At 35.7% G+C, this 16,766-nt stretch carries 16 protein-coding genes; 6 read left to right on the top strand and 10 right to left on the bottom strand.

Annotated elements, in window-relative coordinates:
- Window positions 1-114: 114 nt before the first annotated feature.
- The 4 genes from KGF65_RS13950 to KGF65_RS13935 form a co-directional block, all read right to left on the bottom strand.
- Window positions 115-633 (bottom strand): HTH domain-containing protein, encoded by a 519-nt coding sequence (locus KGF65_RS13950; protein WP_001748066.1) that lies wholly within the window; start codon window positions 631-633, stop codon window positions 115-117.
- Window positions 626-1,561, bottom strand: coding sequence for a replication initiation protein (locus tag KGF65_RS13945; RefSeq protein ID WP_001748065.1), 936 nt, complete (start codon window positions 1,559-1,561; stop codon window positions 626-628). Before KGF65_RS13945 ends, KGF65_RS13950 begins: the two co-directional genes overlap by 8 nt.
- 719 nt (window positions 1,562-2,280) lie before the next feature.
- On the bottom strand, window positions 2,281-2,493 hold the full coding sequence (locus tag KGF65_RS13940; RefSeq protein ID WP_001748064.1) for a hypothetical protein: 213 nt from the start codon (window positions 2,491-2,493) through the stop codon (window positions 2,281-2,283).
- Between the two features lie 418 nt (window positions 2,494-2,911).
- Window positions 2,912-3,499: a site-specific integrase gene (locus tag KGF65_RS13935; RefSeq protein ID WP_001748063.1), complete on the bottom strand. Its 588-nt coding sequence runs from the start codon at window positions 3,497-3,499 to the stop codon at window positions 2,912-2,914.
- A 78-nt stretch (window positions 3,500-3,577) separates the two neighbouring features.
- Between KGF65_RS13935 and KGF65_RS13930 the strand changes: the two genes are divergently transcribed.
- From KGF65_RS13930 to KGF65_RS13920, 3 genes are all read left to right on the top strand, one after another.
- On the top strand, window positions 3,578-3,841 hold the full coding sequence (locus tag KGF65_RS13930) for a type II toxin-antitoxin system PrlF family antitoxin (RefSeq protein ID WP_001748062.1): 264 nt from the start codon (window positions 3,578-3,580) through the stop codon (window positions 3,839-3,841).
- A complete protein-coding gene (locus tag KGF65_RS13925; protein WP_001748061.1) occupies window positions 3,841-4,188 on the top strand; it encodes a type II toxin-antitoxin system PemK/MazF family toxin in 348 nt (115 codons plus the stop codon). Before KGF65_RS13930 ends, KGF65_RS13925 begins: the two co-directional genes overlap by 1 nt.
- A 266-nt stretch (window positions 4,189-4,454) precedes the next feature.
- A complete protein-coding gene (locus KGF65_RS13920; protein ID WP_137638884.1) occupies window positions 4,455-4,691 on the top strand; it encodes a hypothetical protein in 237 nt (78 codons plus the stop codon).
- A 172-nt stretch (window positions 4,692-4,863) separates the two neighbouring features.
- Here KGF65_RS13920 and KGF65_RS13915 read toward each other — a convergent pair whose 3' ends face one another.
- The 6 genes from KGF65_RS13915 to KGF65_RS13890 form a co-directional block, all read right to left on the bottom strand.
- Window positions 4,864-5,628, bottom strand: a complete 765-nt coding sequence (locus KGF65_RS13915) for a helix-turn-helix transcriptional regulator (RefSeq protein ID WP_216748709.1) — start codon at window positions 5,626-5,628, stop codon at window positions 4,864-4,866.
- 200 nt (window positions 5,629-5,828) lie between these two features.
- The gene (locus KGF65_RS13910) at window positions 5,829-6,245 is read right to left on the bottom strand and encodes a hypothetical protein (RefSeq protein WP_216748708.1); all 417 of its coding nucleotides are present in this window, start codon (window positions 6,243-6,245) and stop codon (window positions 5,829-5,831) included.
- A 32-nt stretch (window positions 6,246-6,277) separates the two neighbouring features.
- Window positions 6,278-6,958: a TIR domain-containing protein gene (locus KGF65_RS13905; RefSeq protein WP_216748707.1), complete on the bottom strand. Its 681-nt coding sequence runs from the start codon at window positions 6,956-6,958 to the stop codon at window positions 6,278-6,280.
- A 10-nt stretch (window positions 6,959-6,968) separates the two neighbouring features.
- A complete protein-coding gene (locus KGF65_RS13900) occupies window positions 6,969-9,590 on the bottom strand; it encodes a DEAD/DEAH box helicase family protein (RefSeq protein WP_216748706.1) in 2,622 nt (873 codons plus the stop codon).
- A 4-nt stretch (window positions 9,591-9,594) separates the two neighbouring features.
- A complete protein-coding gene (locus KGF65_RS13895) occupies window positions 9,595-11,547 on the bottom strand; it encodes a site-specific DNA-methyltransferase (RefSeq protein WP_216748705.1) in 1,953 nt (650 codons plus the stop codon).
- Window positions 11,548-11,569: 22 nt separating this feature from the next.
- Entirely contained in the window at window positions 11,570-12,136 is a 567-nt protein-coding gene (locus KGF65_RS13890) for a DUF536 domain-containing protein (protein ID WP_173003295.1), read from the bottom strand.
- Between the two features lie 666 nt (window positions 12,137-12,802).
- Between KGF65_RS13890 and KGF65_RS13885 the strand changes: the two genes are divergently transcribed.
- The 3 genes from KGF65_RS13885 (at window position 12,803) to mobQ (ending at window position 16,762) form a co-directional block, all read left to right on the top strand.
- Window positions 12,803-13,906 carry a replication initiator protein A gene (locus KGF65_RS13885; RefSeq protein WP_216748703.1) on the top strand — a complete coding sequence of 368 codons (1,104 nt, stop codon included), beginning with the start codon at window positions 12,803-12,805 and terminating at the stop codon, window positions 13,904-13,906.
- Between the two features lie 288 nt (window positions 13,907-14,194).
- Window positions 14,195-14,374, top strand: a complete 180-nt coding sequence (locus tag KGF65_RS13880; protein ID WP_159259094.1) for a hypothetical protein — start codon at window positions 14,195-14,197, stop codon at window positions 14,372-14,374.
- Window positions 14,375-14,698: 324 nt separating this feature from the next.
- Window positions 14,699-16,762, top strand: coding sequence for a MobQ family relaxase (gene mobQ / locus KGF65_RS13875; RefSeq protein WP_216748664.1), 2,064 nt, complete (start codon window positions 14,699-14,701; stop codon window positions 16,760-16,762).
- Window positions 16,763-16,766 lie beyond the last annotated feature (4 nt).

Genomic DNA, 16,766 nt, shown 5'->3' with positions numbered 1-16,766 from the left:
CACCAGAATAATCTGTGGGACAGTCCCAGCCCTCACCCTTTAGCTTGGCAGCTACAGATTGTTCAAATTTATCTTCCGCTATTTAACTAGTCTTCTTTTCTTTTTTAGTTGTAACTATTTACCAAAACGCCACCACTTTTTAGGTTTAGGTTGTGACTCCGGGGTGCTATTTTCAGGTTCCGGTTGTTTGTCTGACGTCACTTCTTTTTCACTATTATCATGCGGTGCCATCGTTAAGGCTTTCAAGTCCTTAATTTCTGCCTTGTATTCTTCGAGCAGTTGTTTGTCCTGTAAGGCCAATCTTTGTTGCTGATCTAGTAACTTATGTAACTCTTTCTTTTCAGATTGAAATTCTGATACTAAATTTCGAAGGAATTTCACTTCATCTTGTCCATCAACCGCATCTTTTTTGTTGTCGTCAACATCATCTTTTTGTTGACGGTATCTTGTTGATGAATCGTTTGAGAACATTGCTTTAATAGCTTTTTGCCCATCAACATCAACGTAAACAGTATTGCCTTTTGTTGATGTAAATTGACGTAAATCGATTGACGCATCTCTTTTTATCTTTTGCCATATAGCCTGCTTTGAAACGCCCAATTCATCAGCAAGTTCTCTAATAGTTTTAGGCATGATTTCCAAACCCCTTTCGGAGTTCAGCAAGTGCTTCTTGTCTTGCTTGATCTCTTATTTTTTTATCGTGCTCGGCCTGTTTATCAGCCAATGCTTGTTTCTCAGTAGAGCCTAAAGTTAACCCCTTAACCTTGTCAATGGCGCGCCATTTTTCCTGCTCTGTTAATTCACCATTATGCTGAATATTAAAAAGCTTTTGACGCTCATCTTGTAATTGGCCTTGTGAGAAATCATTGGCATCTTTCTTTTCTGGTTTCCAGGTAAACGAATAGCCAATAACTGGTTTCCCACGCCCTTTACCATATTTTTTTCTAACCGTTAATCCTCTAAACAAAGGAGTTAATTCTTCTTTAATGGGTTTTATAACAAATTTATCGACGTTAGAGGGACTATTCCAGTAACTTTTGGGCATATCTAGTAATTCAAAAAAGTCTTCTTTAGAAAAATAAGCATATCCAGTGGTTCTGAACTGTTTTAGTAACCGAAACATTGTTTTTGCGTAACTACTTTTTAAATCTCTAAACTCTGCCAACGCATAACGAACCCAACTTTCAAGCTTGTTTAAAAGGGGTAAAGCACGTTCATAAACTTTTACGTCTACATAAGGTTCTTCTGCATCTCCATCAATTTTAAATTCTGTAAACAAAACAAAAAACTCTCGAGTTAATCCACTTTTACTTCGTCTACCAAAATGTAATCCCATCATTTTTTCATAAGTTCTCTGAATGTCATCTTCAAAACGGTTATTTGCAGTAGGTTTATAAGCACTTAGCTCTTTTAATTGATCAAAAGTAAAACGAATGGTCTGATCACTCTTATCACGCATACGAGAAATAATCGAAAAAAATAAATTCATTTCAACTGGAGTAAATTTTCGAAGTGGAATGGTATTTAACTCTGGATCATATTTAATAATTTCATTTCCCATGCTGTACCTCCTAATGATTACAAATTAATTTTAGATTATGTTTATCAAGTAGTCAACTTTATAGTTCTACTTGATAAACAGACAAAACCTACTTGATAAACAGACAAAACCTACTTGATAAACAGACAAAACCTACTTGATAAACAGACAAAACCTACTTGATAAACTTCTATAAGCCTTGGGAGAGTAAGGTTCAAGAGGGGTCTAAAAGAGGTTTAAAAGAGGTTTATAAAAGAGGTATATAAGAGGCACCACTGTACGAGATCAAGACCTAAAATCAAAAACACAAAGGAGTGAGCCAAAAACCGGCTCACATTAAACTCCATTCGCTACGCTCTTTGCGCCTCACTTCGTTCGTTGCCTAAAAAGGTGTGGCAAGCCACATTTATACGGGCGCTGACGCCCCGCACCCCGTCAAGCTGAACCAGCTTGACCGTTTTTTCACTCGCCGTTAGGCAGGAAAGCAAAGTTTTATAGAAACTTTGGCTTTCGCCAATTCAGTGTTAAGACTGGTTTAGAGCTGTCAATTCCTTATGCTCCCACGCTTTGCTCGTCCGCTACCATTGACAGCAAACAGTTAGCTTTTCTAAAACATAATAAGAATTTAACTGCTATGTCCCTTTTAAGGCCTTTATTTTCAATTCTCAGCAGTTTTAAGCATATTTACATATAATTTATGCCAAAACAAAATAAAAAGCCCTCAGTGAGCTTTTAGAGGGCTAAATTACAAATCCTGGTCGATTAATAATATCTTCTTGTCTTTTTTGCAAAATGTAAGTGTACAAGGAATTATACAAATTCTGTTTGATCTCATCAGGTTCATGAACAAAAGCTTCAAACAATTCTTGAATATCAACTTGCCAAGGATCAGCAAGCATTTCATCAATTGGCTTTAATACTTTTTTTTCGTCCATCTGAGTTACTCCTAACATTAGCTAATTATTTCAGGTTTAAATTAAAGGCATCTTTTTATAGTTAGTTATTCAAAGATGGTAATTAAGTTTAGAAAGAAAAACGGTGTAAAGCAATTAAAAAGATTTGTTTGAGCGCAGCGAAATCTAATACAACTTTTTTTAGTATAAGCACAATCAACTTTAGTTGTTGTGTGTAAGTGCGCATTGAACTAAAAAACAACCTTTATTTCAATGATCAAGTTAGCTATTTTTTAGCGTCATTAAACGGAATGAAATGAGTTTAATGCGCACTTATACATAGAAAATCTATGTGAGTCCGCAAACTGAGCAAATCTCGGTCAAGGCGCACTTACACTCCACCAAAATTTAGTAGAGGTTTTGTGCTTAAAATCTGTCTCAGAAGTTGCCTTCGGCAACAACTAAAAAATAACCAATTCTAACCAAAATCAATTTGGTCTAACATAGTTTCGGTACTTGCTTGGTCCAAGCCTAAATAAGCTAAAGTCATCGCTTCACTTGAATGATTTAATAAGTACATAACCAAACCAATATTATAATTAGATTGCGTATAAACTCGATAAGCTCCAGTCTTGCGCATCGTATGGGTACCAAGGTAATTAATACTTAAAAGATCGCCAACTTTGCTCATGATTTTGTAGAACTGTTTTTCTGTGATATGTCGTTCGGGGTGTTGAATGGAAGGAAAGAGCCATTCAGATTGTAACTGATTATCAAGCAGCCATTGACGATACAACAAAAGGTCTGTTTGAACCGGTTTAAGATACAAGGTATTAGGTTTACCAGTTTTTTTATCATGAATAAACGCATTTTGTTTAATGGAACCGTTCGGATTAAAAATATTGGTCTGTTTTAAGCACATAACGTCACTGACTCTTAGTAGCGTAGCTTTACCAACTTGAAAAATTGTATAGTTACGACGGCCAGCTTTAAAATTATTGAGTAACGTATCTTGAACTTCTTTGAGAACATTTGAATCTTTGATGGGTAGGACAACTTGTTGCATAGTCTTTTCTCCTTTTCTTGAGATATTAAAGCAGTTATGTTATTATTTTTTGTAAGGAAAAAGTAAGGAGATGATATTGTGAGTGCAGGTAATGTAACTAAGGTTAGCTCAAAGATCACAAGTAAAAATCAGATTACAATTCCTAAAACAGTACGTGAACTGTTAAAGGTTCGGTCTACTGATACAATTGAATGGCAGATTGAACCAAATGGTAAAGTAATGATTGTTCGTAGTAAACCGGATCTATGGCAACTTGTTGATGAACAAGAAAAAAAGTTTGGAAATCTCAGTACAACAGAAGTTGATTGGGGTAAAGATGTGGAAAGCGAAGACTTTGATTAATGAAATTAAAACAAGGCGCTATTTTATGGATTAATTTAGATCCGGCTAAAGGCACTGAAACTAAGAAAAAGCGACCGTGTTTAGTTGTAAGCAACGATCACTATAATCGCTATTTTAATACGGTGCTAGTTGTGCCAATCAGTACCTCTGACAAATATCGTACCCAAGAAAAGTATGCTAAATCGCCGTTATTTATCAGGATAGATAACGGGAAAATTCACGGGACAGCGTTATTGCAACATGTCCGTGCTGTCGATCCAACAAAACGATCAGATGGCGAAGTTGTGTCCACTTTATCTCGGCAAGAAATTAGTTCAATTAGTACAAAGGTCCAACAATTTTTCTAAAAAGCAGATGTTATTTATTGATAAAAACAAAGAATAACCCCCAATATCTACATTATAGATATTGGGGGTTATTTTAACAATGTTTTCAAGGGGCTATTTTTGGTAATTATAACGTCCGCTTGAATAGTTATGTAACTCATGGTATCCATGGCAGTCATGAATTGAAAAAATTTAGTTTTTGAGTTAATGTTTTGTCATGGCCATGAATGTCATGATAGTAATCATGATCATGGATCAAAAGAAACATAAATCAAGGAGGAATTTTCATGAAAGCCAACGTTGTTATTAAGGACGAGGTAGCCCACATGTATGATAGCAAGTGGAGCTTAACCTTCCAAAGAGTTATTTATATGTATTCTGATGGAACTAGCGAGTCTGGATTTCGTTTCATCTGGCGTAGGCCAGATGGTCATTTGCAGGCTGCTCGTGGTCAAGCAAGAATCCCATCTCGTTCAATTTTAGAAGAACTAACGCAAGCGGCTGAATTAAAGGGATGGTACTAAAGAATCATTAATTAAAATAAGTTCTAGCATCTATGCATAAAGATGCTAGAACTTATTTTAATTAATGATAGCAAATAGATATCAGTATACCGTGGCCCTGTGAGTAAAGACTTAGGGACCATATTAGTTATAGACCCTAAAGCTGCTTTGGGGATTGTAAATTGGTGGTTCTCTATTCAGTTACTAACTGTTGGACAGTGTCGGATATGTGGATTTGTGTCTTATACTTCTTAATGTCATGATTGTTAGTCGCTGTATTTCCCTTATGGTTTAACAAGGCATTTAGCGCCGCTAAGTTGCTAACATAAGCCTGATTAACGTAGGTACGAGGAACGATACGCGCAATTTTAACATAACTGCCCTTATGATAAGCCATCACATAAGGATCTTTGACCCCAGGATTAAGACCCGTCGTTAAGGTTAGTTTGGTCCATTCATTCCCCATCGTATTATCAGTGAACCAAGCGGTCCAGTAACCATTGGTTGCCTTATTGTTAGGAGAAATTACTTTTTCACTAGGTAATTTAGTGTACCCGATTTTATAGGATAAAAACGGATCAAAGCGATCAATCGTCCCAATACCTTTATAATATCCAAAACATAAAATGCCAACACTAACCAGTGCTAGTACGATCAAGCCACCTAAACCAAAAGTCCAACGACGATAACGACTTTTAAGCTTAACATCATGATCTATCTGGGTGGCCAAAGAGGGTTCTTTATCTTTTTTCATTGCAATCTCCTCGTTAAATAGAAGTTTTTCGAGTGAGATGTTAAACAATTGACTCAAAGCATGCAGGGTCTCTAAACTTGGCATATTCTTGCCAGTTTCCCAAGTTGAGACCGTTTGACGGGTCACATGCAATTGTTGAGCTAACGCTTCTTGGGTTAAATTAGATTGCCTGCGCAAGGTCTTAATATCGTCTTTAAAGCTCAAATCTCACTCCTCCTAAATCATAATCAAGGATCTAAGGCAATCCTAGCAAGAATTACTAGCATTAGTCACGCAAATGTTACTTGCACAACTGGATAGTTTGGTTAATGTCGCCAATAAAGCCATTCTTCAGAGCGTAATAACGTTCAGAAGAATGGCTTTAGAAGTGATCAAAGGCCTATTTGTAAGTTATGGACCCTTATCTAGTGAGTGAATTTAATAATTATCGCAATTATAATAATTATAAATATTGGCAGGTAAGACATTAAAAAAATAGGTCTAAACATACAACGCAAAAAAGTTTCTTTTGATTTAATGGGGTTCATTGAAAAATCAACATTTTCTTCGTCTTTTTTTCTTACAATCTCATATAGACTTCGAAAACATCGTTCTTCTCTAAGATAAAAAGTATCACTAATCCAAAATATTAGACAAAAGAAGAGACACAATAACAAAATCAAGTAACTCATAGGTTTATTAATATTTGCTAAATAGACGGTTATTAATCCTCCAAGAATGGTTAATGACCACCCCTTTATAAGGAATGAATTAGATGACATACGGTTTATAATATTTTCAATCATTTGAATGTGCAAACGCTTATTTTCACCATTTTTCATGTAGATATGCTCCAATAAAATGAATTAGAATATTAAACTTCTTTGCAAGGATTATATTCATCAATCTTGTCCCTCAAGGAAATTGATTGATCTACATAACTATCGATGTTTGATTTAAAATCTTCCCACTCAACTGTAATAATATATGAACATTCCCCAAAATAAACAGTTTTCCCATCTATTTCTTCTGTAATAGGACTTTTTTGATTAAACATATTTTTCCTTATTATTTGAAAAGTCTTATCTGTGTGTATTGTTCTTACTGTTTTTTCTTTTTGATCATCTTTGTCTTTGTAAGTCCAACTTGTAATGAAATATTTATAACTGTTAAATCTGTCAGGAAGAACAACCGCAATAATAGCGTTAGGAAAACTTCTACTATTTGCTTTTGTTTGTGTGCGTAAAGAATATGCAACTTCCCAGGGAATCCACTGATCTTTTTCTAAATTATATTTTTCGACCATATTGGGGGAAATTAAAACTAAAGTAACTGATGAATCCCATATCTTATCCTTTAATTTTGTACGTATGGTTTCATCTTTAAATGCACTTAGGTCTTCGTCATCATTTTCAGCTTTATTTAGATCATCACCACTACATTTGTTATCTTGAAGATAATCAACATAATCTCTTGCAGTTCCTTTGCTGTACCCTTCTAAAGGTGAAACGTCACTATCTTTGTATTTATATGAAACAAATACTTTATGTCCCATGATCATCCTCCTATTTATTTAATATTTTCAATTCAGTCATTTCTTGCTCAATATTTCTGCCATCGTTATAAGTAAAGAATTTAACACCATAAAGCTTAACTTGATCATTCTCACCAACAAGTTCAATATTTTCAGGACGAATACTTTCTAAAAGTTCTTGTTTCCACTGATCTTGATCAAGTAATTGAGGCCCCTTAGGTTCAATATAAATTTGATAACAAAAATCTTTATTCTGTAAGTAGAGGATAAAATCGGGCATAAAACCGGCATAATGAGTTGCCTGGTTTTTAAATTGATGTAGCTTGAAATTAGTATTGCGTTCATCATTTCTAAATAAGTAAATTTGACTATATTTTTGGCTTAACCGCTCAACAAAAGCACCAATTAAATCAACCAAAGACTTCTCCAGCTCATCAACAATGGCTTCTTCAAAAACAAACCAAGGTTTATTTTTCATTGAATAGGGTAAGATTATTTCACTGACTGGTTTATTAAAATGTTTGGCAACTTTCTTTTGGTAGTCCCTAATCAAGGATTTTATAGGAACTGGAATAAAGCGTTTTGTACCGCGCTGTCTTTGATAGTTATTGATAATCTGCTTTTGAACAAAGGTTAGATATTGCTCAACTGCTTTAAGTTGCTGCTCACGATTTAAGGATGTTGAACCGTTACTGACACGAGCATATAAACGAATATTTCCCAACCAATTATCAGCTGTCATAAATTCATTTAACGAATTCAAAGTAGGAATATACCTCTTTAGAGAATTAAACCGATAGAACTTATTACGTGAGAAAGCTTTTTTAACCAAGATAACTGCGTCTCGAAACTTAAATAAAAACCTAGTTTCTGTTAAAGAATCTTTCTCAATAGCAACAGCATTGTAATTTGTTTCCCAAGTGCTCTCTACCAAATTGACTTCAGCCATTGTGGTGGTATTAACCCCATAACGGTCAAGACAATTAAATTCTTTATCTGGTACAGGTTCAACTTCGTTGTAGTAAAGATTACCTTGTTGATAAACTTTAGAGTTTTTAAAGGCCCGTTTAACATTAGTTTCAAAAACATCAAAATCACTATCATCTTCAACAGGTAGGTCCATCTTATCAAGTGACTTCTTAAGGTTATCTAGGTACTTAGGATCATTGATAGTGTGGTAATAAAGACTCTCTAATAACTGATATTTAGGACTCTGGTTGTCAAAACGACGTGTATAAGAGATTTCACCTTGATAAACAAAAGGATTGTAGCGTGCTCCTCGACCAATCAACTGAGCTTCACTGTTTGTTTGGTTCAAGGTAGTAGATTGTTCACCAATCCGCACAATATCATAAAGGTTTAAAACGTCCCAGCCCTCACTTAACTTAGCGACGGCAAAAATAACCCGAAAGGGATTATCAGAACTTTCCAAGGTATTTAGATTATGCAAGTCATTTAAATCCCCTAAGATTCCCTCTTTAGCACTATCGTTAACATTAATAGTATTCATAGCCTGAAAGTCACGTTTTAATTCAACAATTGCAGTACCCAAATCTTGCGATAACCAGTAATCATAAGCTTGTTTCAATGCTTGACTATGGCTAGTGTTTTGTTGATGTTTAAGAAAATCGGTTAGGTCCGTTATATTCAACTGTGAGATCATGCTTAAAAAAGTTGTTCGAGCATCTTTAGAAACCGCAATTTTATTAGACTTAAACAAGATTACCGGTTTAAAGTCAGGTATTTTTAATTCATTGGCAATTCGCTTACGATACTGGCTAAGCAAAACAGCATTCAGCATTTTGTTCTCATCGTCGTTATTTGCTTGTAATCGATATACCCGTTTAGAATATCCTTGGTGAATAAAACGGCTTAAATCGTATCTATAAACAATCTTTTGACGATATTTTTGATAAATCGCTTCATTTTGCAAATCTAGAGTTGCAGTAAACTCAAATTGACGATTATGTTGATTAGCTTGACGAATGCGGTCAAGGACATATTCCCACGAACGTTCCTTTTTATCCTCTTTACTTTTAGTACCAGCGCTAAAATGATGAGCCTCGTCGGCTAAAACAACTAGTTTATGAGCCTTAAAATCATCATAAGTGAGGCTGTTTTCTTTGGTTTCACTTAACTCATTGGTCAAGGCTTGAATAGTTGCTAATCTTAAATAGATCACACCATCTTCTGGTGTACTAGGAAACCGAGTTACTGAGCGAAGCTCGATTCTTTGACCATGGATAGTCAAAGGTTGGGAAAAAAGATATTTAGGTGAAGCAGTATTTAATAAATTGTCATAAGTCTTAGCCACCACAGCATTTGTATTTACCACAAAAAGAAAGTTATGATAAGTAAATTCAGTATACAAATACAAGATCAGGGCAGCTAAAACGTCTGTTTTACCACTACCAGTGGCCATATTAAAAAGTAATTGATTATATTGGTAATCAGCTAATGGCTGTCGCTGTGTCCAGTCTAGATTAACTAAAGCTTGATTTTGGTAAGGTCGTAATTGGTGCTTTAAATTACCTTTAATATATTCTGGGATAATAAAGGGCTTTTCATTACTAAGAAGATCAATCTTACGTTTGTTTTCCAATAAATCGACCAGTGGGAGTTCAATTTTGCGCATAACTTTTTTTTTAGCCATTAGTTTAGTCCCTCTTTCCATAGAAGCTTTGATTAAATTGATAATCCTTATCGGAAATCAGGTCACGAACATCGGCATCATCGATATTATTGAAGTTGTAGTAAAGTTGATTCTTATCCAATAATTTAACTAATAACTGCTTTTGTTCTTCAAAAGACAAAGCTTTACGTTCTGCATCATTTTCATATTTATCAAGATCCACTCGAAAGTCGAAATCTGCTCCCACTTTCATGCGTTTATATACAGCATCTAATTCATTTATATCTTTAGCCGCTAGCAGATCTTTTAAGTAGCCTTGATTCTTTTCCATCAACTCTGCATAAACAAAAGAGCCACCACCATGCCAGTCAACATCTTTAGAAATACCACCTTGTTCTCCCGCGATAACTTTTTGGAGACGTGGGACTGAAACAGTATTAATATAATCCATTTGTTCAATACCAATAAAATGTCGATGCATTTTCATTGCTACCGCTTGGGTAGTTGCAGAGCCCATATGAAAATCTAATACAGTATCACCAGTATTTGAGCCTATCTCAATAATTGTCTTGAGTAAGTTTTCTGGTTTTGGAAAGCTGAATACCTTACCATCAAATAATTTTTGAAGTTCCTCCGTACCACGACGATTGGAATACTTAGCATCTTGGAGAATAGTCCGCGGAATTTGTTTTTTAGGTCGCATTTTTTGGGCAATTCTAAACGATCCATCTGATTTCTGTTGACCAACTAGCTCGGTTTCACCAAGTTCTTGTCCCTTATTTCTTCCCCAACGCCAAACAAACTGAGTATCATCCGTTTTAGATTTCGGTGGAAATACTTCAATTGTATGTAAAGTATCTTTCTTAACTGAAACAGACCTATAACCCTTTTCATCTTCGCGTTCTGAAATATAAAATGGATAGTAAAGATTTGGGCGATTATCTTTACTAAATGCTGAATTACTGTTAAATAATGGGTGCAAGTAGAACTTACTAATTTCATCCTGCAGCTTAAACTTATCTTCAGAAACATCCAAAGTATTAGTTTTTACCATATCAATATTTTTCGCGTACACGTGAATATAGTCATGTGTTTGTGCAAAAGATCCGTAATCTCGACCATTAGGTGTAGAAACATTTATCATGGTTCCTAGATACGAGTTTTCGAACACCTCATCCATTAGTACTTTCAACTCAGCAAACTCATTACGATCAATGCTAACAAATATTACACCATCGTCCGTCAGTAGTTCCTTGGACACTTCAAGTCTATTTTTCATAAACGTCAACCAAGTAGATTCATTGAATTTGTCATTGTATGCAAACGAATCGGACCCAGTGTTATATGGTGGGTCTATATATATCATGTTTATTTTATTGGAGTACTTTTTCTTTAAACTATACAAGGCAATCAAATTATTCCCCTTAATAATTAAATTATCTTGATCAGAATAACTAGATGTGTTATGTTCACCGTTTTGATCATACTTTTTAGCATTAACAAATATTTTAGGCTCTAATAGCTCATCAATTTCAGGTTTAGCAATGATTTCGTTTAAAAATGGTTCATCAGCAGATTCATCTTTATCCAGATCTTCTTTAGTCATACCAGCTTTTAAAACAGTATCTTTAAAGGGAAAATCCAAAACAACATCAGCAGATTCATCAATAAATTTTCCATTAGCCGTTAAACCAATTTTATTTGTATATTTGGTGTAACTGTTTTCCCAAAATTCTTTATATTCAAACATTTCAACGAACTGGTTAAGTTTAAATACTTCGGCGTCAGCAATTTTTTCTACATAATTTTTATGTATTAAGGGATCTTTAAATAGCTTTGTCATCAGTACATGGTCGAATTTATCCAAGTCATTAATTACATTATTTCGTTTCAAGGAACCCTTACTAGTTAAATACTTATTTTCAAACTCTCCTAAAATACTTTTGACTTGAGACATTATCTTAGGTTCTATTTCCATTGTTAGTCCACCTTTTTAATTTTTACCAAAAATGCCACCAACTCTTGTTAGTTTTATTTTTATGTATTTTTTTTTGTATTTTATTAGTGCCAACAACACTATCTTTATCTTGCTTGTCGTTTTTTTCCTTGCTGTGACTGGTATTAGAACTATTCGACAAGGTATCGTCCTTGTCGTTTGCTTGTCGCTGTTGAGTTGCACTAGAAGGTTCAAGTAAGCCACTCAACTTCTGAACGTGCTCTTTTAATCGATGGTTTTCTGCAACAGTTGCTATCTGTAATTTTTGCTGCTGATCTAAAGCTTGTTGTAAATTTGCAATTTGTTGATCCTTAACATCAAGTTGTTTCAGCAAGATATGATCAATGTTTTCGTCCTTGTCGTTTTCAGCTTGCTGATTTGGTTGTCGTTCTTGTCGTTTTTGCTTGTCGAAATTAGCAAGCATTTTAACGCCTTGGTTGTCTATTTCTAGATGGTTTTTGACTTTATAAGTGTGTTTGCTTCGAAAGCCATTAATGCTATTAATACGTTGATTGATAGCTTGTTTTGATAATTTCAATTCTTCTGAAAGTTGTCGAATAGTTTTGCCCAATAGTTTCACCACCTAATTAATCCGCCTTAAATTATAAGTTAAAAACGACAAGAACACCAATCGACAAGTAAAGCTTAAACTTGTTGTCGTTCTTGTCGTTTTTTTGAACTAAGTATCAATTTATTAGATAGTCTATTTGCAAATTAAGGTTTACCGGTTAGTAAGCGCTATGCTAGACTATGGTTAATTTAACAATCAAATATTAAAAGATCAGGCTAATAAATAAAAGAGATCCCAATCCATTTGGGATCGAGATCTCTTTTATAGTATTAGCAAGTAGCTAGTCACCAGCTACTTAGATTCAGTCGATTTTTTCCGGGAAGTCAAAATCGACTGAAATATTGCTTTTAACTTTGTAAGGTAATTATACCGCAGACCAGTCCACGAGGACAAGGTTCGGATAGTTAAACAACAAAATTGAAACCAATGGACTAAGTAGCTAGCAGAAGCTACCTAGTCCATTTTTATTTTATTGTTCAAATTAAAAAAGTTGCCGATTGGGCAACCAGGAAAGATCCATGCTGATAAATTACAAAGTTCTCACAACCAATGAATGCTTTGTAATTCAGTTAGAGCATATCAGATTTGTATTTTAAAGCAAGTCAGATGTTTTAGCAACTCTCTTTTGAGCCAGCATGGGTCGGACATAGAAAGGGAGTTTTTATAATGGATCAAACAAATTTCAAGTTTTATCAAGCTGATAACGTTTATGGGGCCTTGTTCTTCCAGTTTCCAAAAGTATTGATGTATAGCCAGCAATATCGAGGATTAAGTGATGCCGCTAAGCTAGCTTACATGGTACTAAAAGACCGGCTAGAGTATTCTTTACGCAATCACTGGATTGATGAGGAAGGGCACGTCTACTTTATTTTTACCAATCAAGAACTTAAAGATTTATTCGACTGCTCAAATGATAAGTTAGCAGCCGTGAAAAAAGACTTGGAACGTGCAGGACTACTTTATCAAAAAGCCATGCATTTCAATCCCAAAACTGGCAAAAACGAACCCAATCGACTTTACCTGGCCGAACTAGATATGCAGTCAACTGACGTCTATTTACGCGGTGAATATGCTCAAAAAGAGCCGCAAACCCTTGCTACGAGCGAAAATCCGAAAATCGGACGTTCGCGGGAGACCGCTCAAACCCTTGCTACGAGCGAAAATCCGAAAATCGGACGTTCGCGAAAGTTCGTTGACGACACCCCGCAAACCCTTGCTACGAGCGAAAATCCGAAAATCGGACACGATCTAGATAAAGAACTTAAAGAAAGAGATACTAATAGATACAATATAGATACTCAAAAGTTGGACTTTTCCACAGCCCAATTCTCACCAGCAGAACTAGAAAAGCAAAACAAGGATTTGGTGAACCATGCTAATGACTTCTTAACTGATGAAGACAGTGGGCTCCCCGTTTTCTTAGAACCCGAAGCCGTGCAATTACTTAGCTTCTGGTGCCGAACTCCACAACAAATGCGCCGGTTCATTGGCATTATCTTAAATGCTAAGTACCGAGTTGAGAAGGATCATCAGGCCATTGGCGTTCTAATCCCACTAGACGATGAAGAACTAAAATCTTTGATGACTAAAGCCTTGAGACGCTACTTTAACGCCCTAAGAAGCAATGAAAAGCATATAAAGAACGTGGAAAACTACTTGTACGGCACCATGCAAAACCTATTTGGTGTTTGGTGGAATAAAAAAGCCAACGCTAAATATCAAGCTGAACATCCTGAAACAGGTCAGCATCAAGCAGCCCTCTTTAATTAGCTCTAAAATCGCCGATAAGCAATTTTAGCGGTTACCCGTATATTTATATTAAAAGAGTGATAAAACTGCTTATACGAATAATCAGCGAGCAATTTTAACCGGCTTAGCCAACTCGAATCATCGGGCTAATCATTTTAACTGATCACTGATTGACTAGTTTAGCTTAAAAATGCGCTTAGCAGTCTCCAGGGGGAACTATGCTCTTTTTTAGCTACATGAATTAGCGAGAATAGTTTTTTATATTGATTAAACTGAGCATGAGCAACTTGTTCTAGGAGGCGTGGCTTTATGAGCAAAAAGATTTGGATTGTTATTTTTCGCTATTTATTGGCAATTGGGTTATTTGCTATTTATTATGCAGTGTTTGAAAATCAAAATCATGATTTAATTGAGACTGTTTTGGCTGTTGCTGTCGGTGTTGGGATTGCTGCTTTTCCGGTTAAGAATGAGGATAAAGACAAGAAATAGTTTAGGAGATATATAAGCTTGATATGCTTATAAAAAGATACTTATCTGGCTATTTTTTTAGTGTATCTCATGTTGTTAATTATCTAGTTAAAATTAATAACGGCTCAGTGAGACCCATTATGGCTAAAGAGTGTGTTTAAAGCAGGCCTAGTAATGATACTAGAGAAAGGACACTATAATCAGCAGACCGAGTGGAACGAGGTCAATGCGCACTTACACCCCACTAAATTCTTGTTGGGTAAATCGTGCTAAAGACTTGTATCAGAATTCGCCGTTGGCGACAACAAAATCAACCAATAGATCCAAAGAAAGGCGGTGACTAGTATGGCAATTTTTCATATGAGTTTTAGTAATATTAGTGCTGGGAAAGGACGAAGTGCGATTGCCAGTGCCGCTTATCGAATTGGTGAAAAATTATTTGATGATCAAGAAGGTCGCCACTATTTTTATGCTCGGTCAGTCATACCAGAGAGTTTTATTTTAACTCCTAAAAATGCACCAGCATGGGCCAGTGATCGAGAAAAATTATGGAACGAAGTAGAAAGAAAAGATCGGCGAGCAAATTCTCGGTATGCGAAAGAGTTTAACGTGGCTTTGCCAGTTGAACTAAGCGAAGATGAACAGAAAGAATTATTGACAAAATACGTGCAAGAAAATTTTGTTGATCAAGGCATGGTAGCTGATGTAGCGATTCATCGCGACCACCCAGATAATCCGCACGCACATGTGATGTTAACTAACCGACCATTTAACCCAGACGGAACATGGGGAATCAAGAGTAAAAAGCAATATATTTTAGATGAGAATGGCAATAAAATGTATACCGGAACTAGCAAGTACCCTAAGAGTAGAAAGATACTGATGGTCGATTGGGATAAGAAAGAAAAAATAATTGAATGGCGTCATAATTGGGCAGTTAGTGTCAATCAGGTTTTAGAGCAAAAAAACATTCCTGATCGAATCAGTGAAAAATCATTTGTGGAACAGGGAATAGCTGACACACCCATGCAACACGAGGGAATCAATAGCAAACGGCATGAAAGAAAGGCATTTAATCAACAAGTTAAGAACTATCGTAAGTCCAAAGCTGGCTATAAAAATATGCAGGAGAAAGTAGTTAATCGAGGCCACTTGGATAGCCTAAGTAAACACTTCTCGTTTAACGAGAAAAAAGTGGTCAAAGAGTTAAGCCACGAACTGAAAACTTATATTAGTTTGGAGAACTTAGATGATAAGCGGCGCATGCTATTTAATTGGAAAAACAGTACCTTAATTAAGCACGCTGTTGGTGAAGATGTCACTAAGCAATTATTGACAATTAACCAACAAGAAAGTTCACTAAAAAAAGCAGATGAGCTCTTAAATAAAGTAGTTGATCGCACGACGAAAAAACTTTATCCAGAGCTTAATTTTGAACAGACCACGCAAGCTGAAAGACGAGAATTAATTAAGGAAACCGATAGCGAACAAACAGTTTTCAAGGGTAGTGAATTAAACGAACGTTTAATGAACATTCGTGATGATTTGTTGGCCCAACAATTATTGACCTTTACTAAGCGGCCATACGTTGGTTTTAAGTTATTAATGCAACAAGAAAAGAAAGTCAAAATCGAGCTTAAATATACGCTGATGATTCATGATGATAGCTTAGAAAGTCTAGAACACGTTGATCAAGGTCTACTAGAAAAGTATTCACCAACCGAGCAGCAAAAGATTACTCGCGCAGTCAAAGATTTGCGAACAATCATGGCTGTTAAGCAAGTTATTCAAACCCAATACCAGGAAGTTTTAAGAAGAGCCTTTCCTAACGGCAATTTTAATGAATTACCAATGATTAAACAGGAACAAGCCTATACAGCCGTGATGTACTATGATCCTGTTTTAAAGCCATGTCAGGCCGAAACGATTGAACAGTGGCAAGCAAACCCACCACAGGTTTTCAGCCCCCCAGAACATCAACAAGGACTAGCTTATTTATCAGGACAGCTGAGCTTAGATCAGTTAGAAAATCATCACTTACAACGGGTTTTAAAGCATGATGGCACTAAACAACTCTTTTTTGGCGAATGCAAAGCCGATCCGACGATTAAGAACAGTCAGATCGAGAAAATCCAAAAGCAGTTAAAAGGGCAACAAGCCAAGGACGACCAGTATAGAAAAGTAAATATTGGACATTATCAACCGCTAAATTACAAGCCAGTTAGTCCAGACTATTACTTAAAGACGGCCTTTAGTGATGCAATCATGACTGTTCTATATGCTCGTGATGAAGATTACCAACGGAAAAAACAAGAACGCGGCTTAAAAGAGACCGAGTGGGAAATGACGAAAAAGCAGCGGCAACATCAAACCCGGAACCGGCATGAAGATGGGGGCATGCACTTGTAATCAC

The organism is Lactiplantibacillus sp. 30.2.29 (assembly GCF_018991255.1).
In the GTDB taxonomy this organism is placed as follows: domain Bacteria; phylum Bacillota; class Bacilli; order Lactobacillales; family Lactobacillaceae; genus Lactiplantibacillus; species Lactiplantibacillus pentosus.
The sequence above is the reverse complement of the archived record's forward strand: the minus strand, read 5'-3'. Positions and strand labels throughout refer to the sequence as shown.

Coding starts and splice junctions, on each gene's coding strand:
- KGF65_RS13950 (WP_001748066.1), bottom strand. CDS start 633: ATGCCTAAAACTATTAGAGAACTTGCTGATGAATTGGGCGTTTCAAAG.
- KGF65_RS13945 (WP_001748065.1), bottom strand. CDS start 1,561: ATGGGAAATGAAATTATTAAATATGATCCAGAGTTAAATACCATTCCA.
- KGF65_RS13940 (WP_001748064.1), bottom strand. CDS start 2,493: ATGTTAGGAGTAACTCAGATGGACGAAAAAAAAGTATTAAAGCCAATT.
- KGF65_RS13935 (WP_001748063.1), bottom strand. CDS start 3,499: ATGCAACAAGTTGTCCTACCCATCAAAGATTCAAATGTTCTCAAAGAA.
- KGF65_RS13925 (WP_001748061.1), top strand. CDS start 3,841: ATGAAATTAAAACAAGGCGCTATTTTATGGATTAATTTAGATCCGGCT.
- KGF65_RS13920 (WP_137638884.1), top strand. CDS start 4,455: ATGAAAGCCAACGTTGTTATTAAGGACGAGGTAGCCCACATGTATGAT.
- KGF65_RS13910 (WP_216748708.1), bottom strand. CDS start 6,245: ATGAAAAATGGTGAAAATAAGCGTTTGCACATTCAAATGATTGAAAAT.
- KGF65_RS13905 (WP_216748707.1), bottom strand. CDS start 6,958: ATGGGACATAAAGTATTTGTTTCATATAAATACAAAGATAGTGACGTT.
- KGF65_RS13900 (WP_216748706.1), bottom strand. CDS start 9,590: ATGGCTAAAAAAAAAGTTATGCGCAAAATTGAACTCCCACTGGTCGAT.
- KGF65_RS13895 (WP_216748705.1), bottom strand. CDS start 11,547: ATGGAAATAGAACCTAAGATAATGTCTCAAGTCAAAAGTATTTTAGGA.
- KGF65_RS13885 (WP_216748703.1), top strand. CDS start 12,803: ATGGATCAAACAAATTTCAAGTTTTATCAAGCTGATAACGTTTATGGG.
- KGF65_RS13880 (WP_159259094.1), top strand. CDS start 14,195: ATGAGCAAAAAGATTTGGATTGTTATTTTTCGCTATTTATTGGCAATT.
- mobQ (WP_216748664.1), top strand. CDS start 14,699: ATGGCAATTTTTCATATGAGTTTTAGTAATATTAGTGCTGGGAAAGGA.